Below are 16,237 nucleotides of genomic sequence, written 5' to 3'. Positions count from 1 at the left end.
ACCAGCCGCCGGAATGGGACGGGTATGCCAGAGACCGGAACTACGCACGCCGGACCGCAGATCCCGGTCTACGACCTCGTCGGGGTCGGCTTCGGCCCGTCGAACCTCGCACTCGCGATCGCCCTCACCGAGCACAACGCGGGCCCCGGCGAGCCGGTGACGGCGCAGTTCCTGGAGCGCCAGCCCCGCTTCGGCTGGCACCGCGGCATGCTCATCGAGGACGCGACCATGCAGGTCTCCTTCCTCAAGGACCTGGCCACGATGCGCAACCCGACCACCGAGTTCAGCTTCCTGAACTACCTGCACGCCAAGGGCAGGCTGGTCGATTTCATCAACCACAAGAACCTCTTCCCGCTGCGCCTCGAGTTCCACGACTACTTCGAGTGGTGCGCGGCGAAGGTCGACGACCTGGTGGCCTACGACAACGACGTGGTCGCCATCGAACCGGTGACCGACGGTGACGCGGTCGACTACTTCGACGTGCGCGTGCGTTCGCGGTCGGGCGAGGAGTCCGTGTTCCGCGCCCGCAACCTCGCCATCGGCACCGGCCTGCGCCCCAACCTGCCCGAAGGCGTGGTGCCGAGCGAACGGATCTGGCACAACCACGAACTGCTCTACCGGGTGGAAAAGCTCGAAGCCGCCGACCCCTCGCGCTTCGTGGTCGTCGGTGCCGGGCAGAGCGCCGCCGAGGTGACCGCCTTCCTGCACGAACGGTTCCCGCGCGCCGAGGTGTGCTCGGTGTTCGCGCGCTACGGCTACAGCCCGGCCGACGACAGCTCCTTCGCGAACCGCATCTTCGACCCCGAGGCGGTCGACCACTTCTACGATTCGCCGGAGGCGTTCAAGCAGCGGCTCGTCGGCTACCACGCCAACACCAACTACTCCGCGGTCGACCTCGACCTGATCGACGAGCTGTACCGCCGGGTGTACCGGGAAAAGGTGCTCGGCGTCGAGCGGCTGCGCATGTTCAACGTGTCCCGCCCGGTCGAGGTGATCGAGACCCCGGAGGGCGTGCGCGCCACGATCGTCACGCTGACCACCGGCGAGCAGACCGTGCTCGACGCCGACGTGGTCGTCTACTCCACCGGGTACCGGCCCGCCGACCCCTCGCCGCTGCTCGGTGAGCTGGCCGCGCACTGCCACCGCGACGAAGACGGCAGGCTCCTGATCGAGCGCGACTACCGGCTGCGCACCGGCGACGAGGTCCACGGCGGCATCTACCTGCAGGGCGGCACCGAGCACTCGCACGGCATCACCTCCTCCCTGCTGTCCAACACCGCCATCCGCGTCGGGGAAATCCTCGACTCGCTGCTGGCCCGCCGGGCGGCCGCGCCCGAGCCGGAATACGCGGGCACCGGGGCCGGCTCTCGGTGACCGGGCAGTACACCGAGCCGGGCCGGTTCGACGCGGAACAGGTCCGGCTCATCACCGAGTTCGGCCGTGACGACCGCGAAGTGCCCGAGCTGACCTGGCCGGTCGCCTTCGAGGCGCAGGTCCGCCGCACCCCGGACGCGATCGCGCTGGTGTGCGAGGACGAACGCCTCACCTACCGCGAGCTGGACGCGGCGGCCAACCGGCTGGCGCGCCTGCTGCACCACCGCGGGGTCCGCGCGGAGGACGTGGTCGGTGTCGCGTTGCCGCGCACACCGCTGCTGGTGATCGCGCTGCTCGGGGTGATGAAGGCGGGCGCGGCCTACCTCCCGCTCGACCTCGACCACCCCGAAGACCGCCTCGCCTACATGCTCACCGACTCCGGTGCCGGGCAGGTGCTGTCCACAAGGGATCTGGCGGGCGAGTTGCCTGCGGGTGTCGAACCCGTCCTGCTCGACGACCGTGTTCTGGAGGCGTTCGAAGACGCCGATGTGGACAGTCCACAAGAGCTGGATCGGGCGGCCTACGTCATCTACACCTCCGGTTCCACCGGACGGCCCAAGGGCGTGGTGCTGTCCCACGACGGCATCGGCAGCCTGATCGCCACGGCCACCGACCGCCTCGGCATCGGGCCGGAGAGCCGCGTGGTGCAGTTCGCGTCGGCCGGCTTCGACGTGGCCGTGTGGGATCTGGTGATGTCGCTGTGCGTGGGCGGCCGGGTGGTCCTGGTGCCGTCACACCGCCGCGTCGCCGGTCCGGAGTTGACCGGCTACATCGTGGAAAACCGGGCCACGCACATGATCCTGCCGCCGTCGCTGGTGGCCGCGTTGCCGCCGGAGTGCGAGCTGCCCGAGGGCGCGGTGCTCGTCGTCGGCACCGAAACCGTGCCGCCGGAACTGATCGCGCGCTGGTCGCGGCGGTTGCGCGTGGTCGCCGCGTATGGCCTCACCGAAGCCACGGTGAACTCCACGCTGTGGCTCGCCGAACCGGAGTGGACCGGCCCGGTGCCGATCGGCAAACCGGACCCGAACACCCGCTGCTACATCTTGGACGACGAGCTGCGCCCGGTGCCGATCGGTGCCGAGGGCGAGCTTTACGTCGCCGGCCGCGGTCTCGCGCGCGGGTACGCGGGCCGTCCGGGGCTGACCGCCGAACGTTTCGTCGCCGATCCCTTCGGCGACCCTGGCGACCGCATGTACCGCACGGGCGACCGCGCCCGCTGGCGCCCGGACGGCAACATCGACTTCCTGGGCCGTGCCGACCACCAGGTCAAGATCCGCGGCCACCGCGTCGAACCCGGTGAGATCGAGTCGGTGCTCGCCGGGCACGAGTCCGTGGCCCGGGTGGCCGTCGTGCCTCGTGAAGTGAAGCCGGGCGACCGGCGGCTCGTCGCCTACGTGGTCCCGGAAACGGCCGAGCAGAACGCGGAAACCGAACTGGCGCAGGTGAGTCAGTGGAAGGGACTGCACGAGCTGCTGTACTCCGTCGCCGACGACGAGGGGTTCAGCGGCTGGAACAGCACCTACGACGGCGAAGCCCTGCCGCTGGAAGACATGCGATCCTGGCGAGCGGCCACAGTGGACCGCATCCGCGAGCTGCGGCCGCAACGGGTGCTGGAGATCGGCGTCGGCAGCGGGCTGATCCTGTCGGAAGTCGCGCCCTCGTGTGAGGCGTACTGGGGCCTGGATCTGTCCGAAGAGGTCATCGAGGTGCTCGGGCAGCGGCTCAGCGCAGACCTGGCCGACAAGGTCGAACTGCGTGCGCAACCCGCGCACGACTTCTCCGGTCTGCCCTCGGATTTCTTCGACACCGTGGTGATCAACTCGGTGGCGCAGTACTTCCCGAGCGCCGGTTACTTCGCCGACGTGGTGCGCCAGGCCGCCAGTCTTCTAGTGCCGGGCGGTTCTCTCTTCCTCGGTGACATCCGGAACCTGCGTACCCTTCGCGCCTTGAGGGCGGCTGTCGAGGTGGAACGCCACGGGGAAAACGCCTCCGCGGTCGCGGTCGACGCCGCGGTCGCCTGGGAAGGCGAGTTGCTCCTCGATCCCGACTTCTTTCCCGCACTGGCAGCCGAACTCGGCGGCAGCGCCGACGTACGCCTGAAGCGGGCGGACTATGACAACGAGCTGAGCCGTCACCGCTACGACGTGGTACTACGACTGAATCCGGTAGACAATGCACAGTCCACAGTAGATGTCGCATGGCCAGGACTCGATGCCCTACACGAGCGCCTGACCACGGAGAAGCCGGAAAGCTTGTGCCTGAACAGCATTCCCAATGCGCGGCTCGCATCGGACCTGGCTGCCTTGCGAGCCGTCGACGGCGGTGACGAGCCACCAGCCGGTGTCGATCCCGAGGCGGTCGCCCAACTGGCTGCCGATCTCGGCTACGAGACCGCGCTGACTTGGTCCGGTGACGCGCTCAACGGCGAGTTCGATGCCGTCCTGACCGCGCCCGGTGTTCCCGTGGGCACGGTGTATCGGCCCGCTGCCAGCGAATTCCGCGACCCAGCCGCCTACGCCAACACGCCCGCGGCCTTCCGCGACGCGGGCCTGCTGATGAAGGCTTTGCGGACCTACACCGAAGACCGCCTGCCCGCGTACCTGGTGCCGTCCGCCTTCGTGCCGCTGGAAAGCCTGCCGATCATGACCAACGGCAAGCTCGACCGCGCCGCACTCCCGATGCCGGACTTCGGCGCGCTGAGCACCGGCCGCGCGCCGCGGACCCCGCGCGAACACCTGCTGTGCGAGTTGTACGCCGACGTGCTCGGCCTGGAAACCGTGGGCATCGAGGACGACTTCTTCATGCTCGGCGGCGACAGCATCACCTCGATCCGGCTGGTGCTCGGGGCCGCCCGGCTCGGCCTGGAACTCACTCCGCGGCAGGTGTTCAGCCACCGCACCGTGGAAAAGCTCGCCGGCGTGGCGGTCGCCAAGACCGGCGAAGTCGTTCCGGAACCGGAAATCGCGACGATCGAGCTGAGTCAGGATGAACTGGCAGGCTTCGGCGAAGTCGAGGAAGTCCTACCGGTCACTCCGTTGCAGGAAGGATTCTTCTTCCACGCGCGGTTCGATCCGGACGCCGGGGACGTCTACACCATCCAGGAGATCTTCGACCTCGAAGGTCCGGTGGACGCTTCCGCCTTGCGTCAAGCCGTCCAGGATCTGCTCGATCGCCATGGTTCCCTGCGTTCCGGCTTCCGGCAGCGTGAGGACGGCCAGGTGGTGCAGATCGTCGCCGCGCACGCCGAACTCCCGTGGCGCGAGGTGGAGTCCGAGGCTGAGCTGGCCGAGGACCGGACGAAGCCGTTCGACCTCGAACGCCCGCCGCTGATCCGAGCCACGCTCGTCCGTGGTGAGCGGCTGGCCATCACGTTCCACCACATCGTCGCGGACGGCTGGTCCGTGGTGGTGCTGGTGCGTGAACTGCTCGCGCGCTACGCACCCGCCGCCGAACTGCCGCCGACCAGCTCCCGCCGTGCCTACCTGGCGTCGCTGGCCGCCCGTGACCACGACGCGGCTCGCGCGGCCTGGCGTGCCGCACTGTCCGGAGTGGACGAGCCGACGCTGCTCGTGGAACCCGCGCGGGAAAGTGCGCGCAGGCAGCCAGAGAAAGTCCACCTGCAACTGAGCGAGCGCACCACCAGCCGGCTGGTGAGCCGGACCCGGGAGCGCGGCCTGACCATGGGCACCGTGCTGCACGGCGCCTGGGGTCTGCTGCTCGGGCACCTCACCGGCCGCGACGACCTGGTGTTCGGCAACACGGTCTCCGGTCGTGGTGCCGAGGTCGAGGGCATCGAATCGGCGGTGGGCCTGTTCATCAACACCGTGCCGCTGCGCTTCCGGTTCGCGCCGGGTGACACGCTCGCCGAAACGTTGTCCCGGCTGCAGCGGGAACAGGCGGCGCTGCTCGATCACCAGCACCTCGGCCTGGCCGAACTACAGCGCATGACCGGCGCGCAGGGGGAGCTGTTCGACACCCTCGTGGTGGTCGAGAACTACCCGCAGGCCGGCGAGGTCGGCGGCACGCTGCGCGTCACCGGCGTCGAAATCGTTGACGCCGTGCACTACCCGGTGGCGCTCATCGTCACGCCGGGTCAGCGACTCGAATTCAGTCTGAAGTACGACGCCGCCCGTCTCGCACCGGCGCAAGCCGAGGCGCTCGCCGCGCGGTTCGTCCGGCTGCTGGAAGCCATCGCGGCGGACCCGGATCAGCCCGTCGCGCGGATCTCCTTGCTGTCCGCAGCTGAGCATGAGCGGATCGAGAGCCGGCATGTGACCACGCGGGACGTGCCGGAAAAGACGCTGGTGCAAGCGTTTGCGCAACAGGTTGCGCGCATGCCGGGCGCGACCGCGGTGATCGCCGGTGACACCGCACTGTCCTATGCGGAACTGGACCTTCGAGCGGAGGCGCTGGCGAACCGTTTGCGTGCCCGCGGCGCCGGTCCCGAGGAGATCGTCGCGGTGGCCGTGCCGCGCTCGGCCGAGCTGATGATCGCCTTGCTGGGCGTGCTCAAGTCCGGTGCCGCGTACCTGCCGGTCGACCCGGACTACCCGGCCGACCGGATCTCGTTCATGCTCGCCGATTCCGGTGCCCGCCTGATCGTGGGTGATCCGCTGGGCGACATCGAGCCGGTTCCGGTGGACGGACCGGCAGAGCCGGTGGTCGGCGGTGTGCCCGCTGGGCCGGACAACCCGGCCTACCTGATCTACACCTCCGGTTCCACGGGACGGCCGAAAGGCGTGGTGGTCACCCATCGCGCGATCGTCAACCGGCTCGCCTGGATGCAGGACGAATACGGTTTGACCAGCGAAGACCGAGCGCTCCAGAAGACGCCGTCGAGCTTCGACGTGTCGGTGTGGGAGTTCTTCTGGCCGCTCTGCGAGGGCGCCGCCGTGGTGTTCGCCCGGCCGGACGGCCACCGCGACCCGGCCTACCTCGCGGACCTGATCCGCGAGCGCGGGGTCACCACGATGCACTTCGTGCCGTCGATGCTGGCCGCCTTCCTCGCTGCCGACGAAGTGACCGCCGATCCGAGTTGGGCGGCGAGCCTGCGCCGCGTCTTCACCAGCGGGGAGGCACTGCCCGGCGCTGCCGCGTTCCGCTGGGACGCGCTGACCGGCATTCCCCTGCACAACCTCTACGGGCCGACCGAAGCCGCCGTGGACGTGACCTACCAGCGCTTCGACGGCACACGGGACACGACCGTCCCCATTGGCCGTCCAGTGTGGAACACCCGGCTCTACGTGCTCGACCCGGCGTTGCGCCCGGTGCCCGACGGCGTGCCGGGCGAGCTGTATCTGGCCGGTGTCCAGTTGGCGCGCGGCTACCACGCGCGTCCGGGGTTGACGGCGGACCGGTTCGTCGCCGATCCGTTCGGGGCGCAGGGTTCGCGGATGTACCGCACCGGCGACCTGGTGTCCCGGCGAGCGGACGGCGTGCTCGACTACCTGGGCCGCACCGACCGCCAGGTGAAGATCCGGGGCAACCGGATCGAACTGGGCGAGATCGAGGCGGCGCTCGCCGCGCGGCCGGGCGTCACCAGGGCGGCGGTGGTCGCCAAGAACGGCAGGCTGGTCGCGTACGTGGTGGGCTCGTGCGAGCCGGACGAACTCACGGAAGTCCTGCCCGCGCCGATGATCCCGAGCGCGTTCGTGCAGCTCGCCGAGCTGCCGTTGACACCCAGCGGCAAACTGGACACTGCGGCGCTGCCCGCACCTGAACAGCCTCGCAGCGTCGGCAAGCGGGCACCGGAGACAGCCCGCGAGCGCCTGCTCGTCGAAATATTCGCCGAGGTTCTCGGGTTGGCCTCGGTCAGCGCCGACGACGACTTCTTCCTGCTCGGCGGCGACAGCATCTCGTCGATCAGCGTGTCCAGCCGGGCGCGCGCGGCCGGACTGGTGCTCAGCCCGAGCGATGTCTTCGCCCGGCGCACTCCAGCCGCCTTGGCCGAGCACGCGACGGTGACCAACGGTTCCACTGTGGACTACGGTGTCGAGCTGATCGAGTTGAGCGACGCGGAAAAGGCGCAGATCCAGCGCACCAGCCCGGGTCCGGTCGCCGAGGTCTGGCCGTTGTCGCCCTTGCAGGAAGGCCTGTTCTTTCACTCGGCCTACGACGACTCCGGGATCGACGTCTACACCGTCCAGGAGGCGATCGACTTCGACCGCCGACTGGACGTCGACCGCCTGCGTGCCGCGTGCGCGACGCTACTGGCCCGGCATCCGAGCGTCCGTGCCGGGTTCACCAGCCAAGGGCTTCCGCGGCCGGTCCAGTTCGTCCTCGCCGAGGCCGAGCCACCGGTGTCCGAAGTGGACCTGTCTGGGCTACCTGCGCACGAGGAAGCCGAGCGGCTGGCCGCGTTGATGGCCGAAGACCGGGCTCTGCGCTTCGACCTCAGCGCGCCGCCGTTGTTCCGCGTGCTGCTGATCCGGCTGGGCAACGGCCGTGACCGCGTGGTGCTGCACCGCCACCTCCTGCTGTGGGACGGCTGGTCCGCGTGGTTGTTCATCGAGCAACTGCTGGCGCTCTACTCCGCCGATGCCGCCCTGCCCGCGCCCGGGTCCTATCGCGACTACCTGGTGTGGCTGGAAAACCAGGATATCGAGGTCGCCACCGCGGCCTGGCGCCAAGCGCTGACGGGTCTCGAAGAGCCGACGCTGATCGGTCCGGCGGAGCGGCCGGGCGACCCGGTCACCCCGACGAACCTGGACGCGTTGTTCACCGCGGAGGAGACCGACCGGCTGCGCGAGCAGGCGCGCCTGCACGGCGTGACGATGAACAGCGTGCTGAACGCCGCCTGGGCGCTGGTGCTCTCCGGGGTGCTGGGGCGCCAAGATGTGGTGTTCGGCGCGGCCGTCGCGGGACGACCCACCGGCGTGCCGAACATCGAATCGATCGTCGGCCTCTTCCTGAACACCGTGCCGGTGCGCGTGACGCTGGATCCGCGTGAGCGGGTGGCCGACCTGCTGCGGCGGCAGCAGGACGAGCGGATGGCGCTCAACCCGTACGAGTTCATGAGCCTCGGCGTGGTGCAGTCGGAATCCGGGCACCGGCAGCTCTTCGACACGCTCTTCGTCCTGCGCAACGCCGACGGCGAGGACCGGTTCGCCGAACTGCGGGACCGGCACGGCGTCACCGCGCTGGCCAACTTCGACGCCACCCACTACCCGCTGACGCTGGTGCTCACGCCCGGCGAGCGAATGGGCGTGACACTGTCCTATCGGGACGATGTGCTCGAACCGGGAACCGCTGCCGCCTTGCTGGAGCGGTACACCGGGCTGGTCAGGGAGATGATCGGCGACCTGTCCGCGCGAGTGGGCACGCTCGGTGCGCCCACGCCGGAGCAGCGGCGGGAACTCGAAGCGACCTGGTCCGGCCGTCGGCACGAACTGCCGTGCGACACCGTGGCGGACTTCCTGGAGTCGCAGGCCGGACGCACGCCCGACGTGACAGCCCTGGTGTTCGGCGACGAGGTGCTGTCCTACGCCGAACTTGACACCGAGATCAATCGGATGGCGCGGCTGCTGCTCGCGCACGGCGCCGGGCCGGAGCGCGTGGTGGCGCTCGGGTTGCCGCGGTCGATCGACATGGTGGTGGCGTTGTTCGCGGTGCTGCGCACCGGTGCGGCCTACCTGCCGCTGGAGCTGGACTACCCGGCCGACCGGCTCGCGCTGATGCTGGACGACGCCGAGCCGTGGTGCGTGGTCACCACCTCCGGCGTCCGGGCCGCACAGCTGTCCACCGGCCATGCTCGTGATTGGCTGCTGCTGGACGAGCTGGATCTCGAATCCCACGCGGGACACGCACTGTCCGATGTGGAACGTCCGGGCTTCGAACGGGACCGGGCCGACCGCATGGAGCACCCGGCGTACGTCATCTACACCTCTGGCTCGACCGGCAGGCCGAAGGGCGTGGTCACCCCTTACCGCGGGCTGACCAACATGCAGCTGAACCACCAGGAGGCCATCTTCGGCCCGGCGGTGGCCGGCGCGGGCGGGCGGCGGCTGCGGATCGCGCACACCGTCTCCTTCGGCTTCGACATGTCGTGGGAAGAGCTGCTGTGGCTCGTCGAAGGCCACGAGGTGCACATCTGCGACGAGGAACTGCGCCGAGACGCCGAAGCGCTGGTGTCCTATTGCGACAACCACCGCATCGACGTCGTCAACGTCACGCCCACCTACGCGCACCTGCTGTTCGAACAGGGCCTGCTGGAGCGCGGCGAGGGTCGGCACCGGCCGGTACTGGTGCTGCTCGGCGGTGAGGCTGTCTCCGACCAGGTGTGGTCGCGACTGCTCGAAACCGAGGACACCTACGGCTACAACCTCTACGGCCCCACCGAATACACGATCAACACCCTCGGCGGCGGCACCACCGACAGCCGCACGCCGACGGTCGGCAGGCCGATCTGGAACACCGACGCGTACATCCTCGACGCCTGGCTGCGGCCGGTGCCCGACGGTGTGGCGGGGGAGCTGTACATCAGCGGTGCCGGGCTCGCCCGCGGTTACCTGCGTCGGCCCGCGCTGACCGCGGACCGGTTCGTCGCCGATCCGTTCGGGGACGCCGGAGGCGGGCGCATGTACCGCACCGGCGACCTGGTCCGCCGGCGGCCGGACGGCATCATCGACTTCCTGGGCCGCACCGACGATCAGGTGAAGGTGCGGGGCTACCGGGTCGAACTCGGGGAGATCGAGTCCGTGCTCGGCGGGTTGGACGAGGTGGCGCGTGCAGCCGTGATCGCGCGTCCCGACCCGTCGGCGCCGGGGCTCAAACGACTGGTCGGGTACGTCGTCCCGGCCCGGCCGACCGGCGAAGCGCATGCCGAGGCCGAGGCGGCCCAGATCGGCGAGTGGCAGCAGGTCTACTCCGACGAGTACACCGAGATCCCGGTCGCGGTCTTCGAGGAGGACTTCGCCGGCTGGGACTCCAGCTACGACGGCCTGCCGATCCCGCTCGAGCACATGCGGGAGTGGCGGCAGGCCACAGTGGACCGGATCAGCGAGCTGCGACCGCGGCGCGTGCTGGAAATCGGCGTCGGTACCGGCCTGCTGCTGGGCAAGCTCGCGCCGCTGGCCGAGGAGTACTGGGGCACCGACTTCGCGGCGCCGGTGATCGAGAAACTGCGTGCCGAGCTGGCGGCGGAACCTGACCTCGCGGCCAAGGTGAACCTGCGCTGCCGCCCGGCCCACGAGCTGGACGGCCTGCCCATCGGGCGCTTCGACACCATCGTGATCAACTCGGTGATCCAGTACTTCCCGAGCGCCGAGTACCTCACCCGCGTGCTCACGGGCGCGCTCGACCTGCTCGCGCCCGGTGGTGCGTTGTTCGTCGGTGACGTGCGGAACCTGCGCCTGATCACGCACTTCCACACCGCGATCCGCGGTGGCGAGGACGCGGCGGCGGTCGAACGCAGCGTCGCGATGGAGAAGGAACTGCTGCTCGACCCCGACTACTTCGCCGCACTCGCGGCCGAGGTCCCGGGCGTGCGAGCCGAAATCCGGACGAAGCGCGCTCGGCACCACAACGAGCTGAGCCGGTACCGGTACGACGTGGTGCTGAGGCGCGAGCCGGCCTCCACGGTCGACCTGGCGGACGTTCCTCGCGAGCCGTGGCCGGGTGTCGAGCAACTCGAGGCGCGGCTACGGGAGGAGCACACCGGCCCGGTCCGCGTCGGCCCGATCCCGGACGCGCGCCTTTCACCCGGCGCGGTCGAGCAGGAGGACGTGCACGAGCTGGGCACCTCGCTCGGCTATCACGTGCACACCACCTGGTCAGACGGTGGTTTCGAGGCGGTGTTCACCTCGGAGGGTGGTCCGACGGCCGGGCTGTACCGGCCCGGCGGCGCCGGCGAGCACGCCAACGACCCGTCCGCCGCGCGCGGCACCGGGGCGCTCGTCGCGAAGTTGCGCGCCGACCTCAAGCAGAGCCTGCCGGACTACATGGTGCCCTCGGCGCTCGTCGTCCTGGACGAACTGCCGCTGACGGACAACGGCAAGCTCGACGTCAAAGCCTTGCCGGAGGCGGACCCGGCCGTGCGGCTCACCGAGTCGCGGGCGCCGCGGACCCCGGCCGAGGAGGTGCTGTGCACGCTCTTCGCGGAGGTCCTCGGCCTGCCGGAGGTCGGCGTCGAGCACAACTTCTTCGACCTCGGCGGGCATTCGCTGCTGGCCACCCGGCTGATCAGCCGGGCACGCACCGACCTCGGCGCGGAACTGGCCATCCGCGACCTGTTCGAGGCGCCGACACCCGCCGACCTGGCCCTGCGCACAGGCTCCACTTCGGACCGCCCGGCGATCGAGCCGGTCGAACGTCCATCGCTGGTCCCGCTCTCGTCGGCGCAACAGCGGCTCTGGCTGCTGGACCGGATGGGCGGCGGTGCGGCGTACCACTTCCCGCTGGTGGTCCGGTTGACCGGCGCGCTCGACGTGGACGCACTCCGGGCCGCGCTCGGTGACGTCCTGCGGCGGCACGAGGTCCTGCGCACGGTGTTCCCCGAGCGGGACGGCGAGCCGCACCAGCTGGTGCTGGACGCTCCCGAGCCGGAGTTCGTGGTGCGGGACGTGCCCGAGGTGCCGGATCTCGACGAACTCGTCCGCCGCCCCTTCGACCTGGGCAGGCAGGTGCCGATCCGGGTCGACGTGCTGCGCCTCGGCCCTGACGACCACGTGCTCGCGATCCTGCTGCACCACATCGCCACCGACGAGTGGTCGGACCGGCCGTTCCTCGCCGACCTCGCGACCGCCTACCGCGCGCGGCTCGACGGCGCGGCCCCGGCCTGGTCGCCGCTGCCGGTGCAGTACGCCGACTACACCCTCTGGCAGCGCGCGCTCCTGAGTGGACCTTCCGGTGAGCGGCAGGAACGGTTCTGGGCGGACACGCTGCGCGGGCTGCCCGACGAAATTCTGTTGCCGGTCGATCGCCCGCGTCCCGCCCGGCCCACGGGCCGCGGTGGCCGGGTCCGGATCGAGGTGCCGGATCGGATCGCGCGTCCGCTGCGGGAGCTGGCCGCCGAGTCCGGCGCGAGCATGTTCATGGTGGCGCACGCCGCGGTCGCCACCTTGCTGCACCGGCTGGGCGCGGGCACCGACATCCCGCTCGGCGCCCCGGTCGCGGGCCGCGCCGACGCCGCACTCGAGGACCTGGTCGGCTTCTTCGTGAACACGCTGGTCCTGCGGGCCGACCTCAGCGGCGACCCGGCTTTCGGTGAGGTGCTGGCCCGGGTGCGGGAGGCGTCGTTCGCCGCCTTCGAGCACCAGGACCTGCCGTTCGAGCGCGTGGTCGAGGTGGTGAACCCGGAGCGCGTGACCGGGCGCAACCCGCTGTTCCAAGTGATGGTGGCCTACCACCACCGTCCCGGCGGCGAGCCCGACGTGCTGGGCCTGCCCACGGAATGGCTCGACACCGACCTCGGCGTCTCGCAGTTCGACCTCGGCTTCGTGGTCATCGATCGGCCGGAAGCCGGCGAGCTGAGCGTGCAGGTGAACTACTCGGCCGAGCTGTTCGACGCGTGCACCGCCGAGTCGCTGGCGGACCGCCTGGTGCAGGTGCTCGACCAGGCCGGCCGCGAGCCACGCCGTCCGGTCGCCACCCTGGAAGTCCTGACCGACGCCGAGCGCGATCAGGTCCTGCACGAGTTCAACGACACCGCTCGTGCCGTGCCGCCCGAGACGCTGACCGAGCTGTTCGTCCGGCGAGTGCAGCTCGCGCCGGACGCGGTGGCCGTGGTGGATCGCGCGCGTTCGGTGACCTACCGCCAGCTCGACGAGCTGGCGGACCGCGTCGCCGCGCTGCTCGCCGCACACGGCACCGGACCGGAGAGCGTGGTCGGCATCGCGGTGCCGAAGTCGATCGAGATGGTGGCCACCGTGCTGGCCACCCTCAAGCTCGGCGCCGCCTACCTGCCGCTGGACCTCGCGCACCCGGGCGACCGCATCGCGTACCTGCTCACCGACTCGGGCGCACGACTCGTGGTCGCCACCCGAGCCGACCGCCTGCCCTCAGTCGCCGGCGTCGCCCGCCTGGACCTCGACGCGGTCGACCTACCGGACGCGCCTGTCCTCGGCGCCGGTCCGGCGAGGCTGGACTCCGCTTGCTACGTCATCTACACCTCGGGGTCCACCGGCCGGCCCAAGGGCGTGGTCGTACCGCACGAGGGCATCGCGAGCCTGGCGGCGACCGCGGTCGAGCGGATGCACGTGTCGGCGGACAGCCGCGTGCTGCAGTTCGCCTCGGTCGGCTTCGACGTCGCCGCGTTCGAGCTGACCATGGCGCTGTGCGTGGGCGGGCGGCTGGTCGTCGCGCCGGACGAGGTGCGCGTCGCGGGCCCCGAGCTCACCGACTTCCTGCGGGAACGCCGGATCACGCACATGATCCTGCCGCCCTCGCTGGTCTCGGCCCTGCCGCCGGACTGCGACCTGCCCGACGGCTCGACGATCCTGGTCGGCACCGAGGTCGTGCCACCGGACGTGATCGAGCGCTGGGCCCACCGGCTCGACCTGCTCGTCGCCTACGGCCTCACCGAGGCCACGGTCAACTCGACGCTGTGGCGGGCCGAGCACGGCCACCGCGGTGCCGTGCCGATCGGCGTGCCCGACCCGAACACCACGGCGTACGTGCTCGACTCGGCGCTGCGCCCGGTTCCTCCGGGTGTGGTCGGCGAGCTGTACATCGCCGGTCGCGGTCTCGCCCGCGGCTACCTCGGCCGCCCGGGCCTGTCGGCGGAACGGTTCGTCGCCTGCCCGTTCGGCGCCCCGGGCTCGCGGATGTACCGCACCGGCGACCGCGCGCGCTGGCGAGCGGACGGCAACCTCGACTTCCTCGGCCGCGTCGACGACCAGGTCAAGATCCGCGGCTTCCGCATCGAGCCCGGTGAGGTCGCCGCCGCGCTGACCCGGCACCCGTCGATCGCCCAAGCCGCGGTGACCGTCGACCAGACCGCCGATGTCGCCCGGCTGGTCGGCTACCTGGTGCCGACCACTCCCGGCCAGGTCGACCAACGCGACCTACGGACCCACCTGGCCGAGCTGCTGCCCGAGTACATGATCCCGGCGCTGCTCATCGAACTGGACGGCCCGCTCCCGCTCACCCCGAACGGCAAGCTGGACCGCCGCGCACTGCCCGCCCCCGACTTCGCCGCGCTGACCGGCGACGACCAGCCCGCCACCCCGACCCAGGAGGCGATCGCCACCCTGGTCGCCGAAGTGCTCGGCCTGCCGCGCGTCGGCCTGCACGACAACTTCTTCACGTTGGGCGGCCACTCGATGGCTTCCATGCGCCTGATCGCCCGCATCCGCGCCGACCTCGGCGCCCAGCTCCGCATCCGCGACGTCTTCGACGCCCCCACCGTGGCCGGCCTCGCCGACCTCCTCACGGCAGCGACCGCGTCCACGTCCACCCGCGCCGACCTGCGTGCGGAACCACGTCCCGAGCGCGTGCCGCTGGCCCCGGCCCAACGGCACCGCTGGGCCGAGTACCGCACCGCCGGCCCGCGACCCGGCTACGACATCGCCATGGCCATGCGCTCACCGGCCTTCGACGAAGCCGCCCTCGACGCGGCCCTGCACGACGTCTTCACCCGGCACGAACCCCTGTCCACCGTCTTCGAGGAGGCCGACGGCGAAGTCTGGCAGCGACTCCGCGACCCGGGCCGCATCCTCGAAAGCGCACACGGCGACCTCGAAGCCCTCGTGCTCGAAGGTGGCGACCTCACCACCGACCCGCCCGCGCGCTTCCGCCTCGTCCCACTCGACTCCGGCGAGCAGGCCCTTCTCTTCACCGCGTACTACGTCGGCGTCGACGAGTGGTCGGTCGTGCCGCTCCTGCGCGACCTCGACACCGCCTACGCCGCTCGCCTCGCCGGGCGCGCACCGGAGTTCGCGCCCCTGCCCGTCGGCTACGCGGACTACGGCCGCTGGGCCCGCGAGCACGACGGCCGGCACCTCGGCTACTGGCGCCAGGTGCTCCGCGGCCTGCCCACCGACCTGGCGCTGCCAGTGGACCGCCCGCGTCCCGCGGACCCAGCCCGCCGGGGCGACTTCGTCGAGTTCACCATCGAGCCTGACCTCCACGATGACCTCGACGCACTCGCCCAGCAGACCGGCACAAGCCTGTTCATGGTGCTTCAAGCTGCCCTGGCCACGCTGCTCACCAGGCTCGGTGCGGGTACCGATCTCCCCATCGGTGCCCTGGTCGCCGGTCGTGAGGACGACCGGCTGACCGATCTTGTCGGTTGCTTCTTCAACACCGTAGTACTCCGCACCGACACAAACGGCGAACCGACCTTCACCGAGCTGCTCGCCCGGGTCCGCGAGACCGACCTGAGCGCCTTCGAACACCAGGACGCCGCCTTCGCCGACGTGCTGGCCGAGGTGCCGGGCTGGCGTGGTCCGCAGGTCGTCCTCGTGCACCATGAGTCCGTCGCCGCGCTGGAGTTGAGCGGGCAGGACGCGCGCTACGAGTCGGTCCGCCTCGGCACCACGCACGCCGAGCTGACCCTCAGCTTCTTCGAAGCCCCCGGCGCGGTGCCCTGCTACCTGAGCTACGCCACCGACCTGTTCGACGCCGGCACCGCCACACGGCTCGCCGGTGCACTGCTGGAAGTGCTGGCCGAGGTCGTGGCCGCCCCGGAAACCCCCGTTAAGGAGAACAGAGGATGAGCAACCCCTTCGACAACCCCGACGGCACGTTCTCGGTGCTGGTCAACGACGAGCAGCAGCACAGCCTGTGGCCGGAGTTCGCCGAGGTGCCGGCCGGCTGGACGGTCGCCTTCGGCCCCGCCGCCCGCCAGGAATGCCTGGACTACGTCGAGACGAACTGGACCGACCTGCGCCCAGCCTCTCTGCGCTGACGCTGCGCTGACAAAAAG

At 70.6% G+C, this 16,237-nt stretch carries 3 protein-coding genes; all 3 read left to right on the top strand.

Annotated features, from left to right (window positions below; translation table 11 throughout):
* Positions 1-24: 24 nt before the first annotated feature.
* Genes L3Q67_RS03655 through L3Q67_RS03645 form a run of 3 tightly spaced genes read left to right on the top strand, consistent with a single transcriptional unit; the run spans position 25 to position 16,219 of the window.
* Entirely contained in the window at positions 25-1,374 is a 1,350-nt protein-coding gene (locus tag L3Q67_RS03655; RefSeq protein WP_499188189.1) for a lysine N(6)-hydroxylase/L-ornithine N(5)-oxygenase family protein, read from the top strand.
* Positions 1,344-16,028, top strand: coding sequence for an amino acid adenylation domain-containing protein (locus L3Q67_RS03650; protein WP_499191420.1), 14,685 nt, complete (start codon positions 1,344-1,346; stop codon positions 16,026-16,028). Before L3Q67_RS03655 ends, L3Q67_RS03650 begins: the two co-directional genes overlap by 31 nt.
* Positions 16,025-16,219, top strand: coding sequence for an MbtH family protein (locus L3Q67_RS03645; protein ID WP_499188188.1), 195 nt, complete (start codon positions 16,025-16,027; stop codon positions 16,217-16,219). Before L3Q67_RS03650 ends, L3Q67_RS03645 begins: the two co-directional genes overlap by 4 nt.
* Positions 16,220-16,237 lie beyond the last annotated feature (18 nt).

It is taken from the genome of Saccharothrix sp. AJ9571 (assembly GCF_021725495.1).
Lineage (GTDB): Bacteria > Actinomycetota > Actinomycetes > Mycobacteriales > Pseudonocardiaceae > Amycolatopsis > Amycolatopsis magusensis.
Note: the sequence above shows the minus strand (reverse complement) of the source record. Positions and strands in the feature narration are given on the sequence as shown.

Excerpts from the sequence above, each read along its gene's own strand:
- L3Q67_RS03655 (WP_499188189.1), top strand. The coding sequence starts at position 25 with ATGCCAGAGACCGGAACTACGCACGCCGGACCGCAGATCCCGGTCTAC.
- L3Q67_RS03645 (WP_499188188.1), top strand. The coding sequence starts at position 16,025 with ATGAGCAACCCCTTCGACAACCCCGACGGCACGTTCTCGGTGCTGGTC.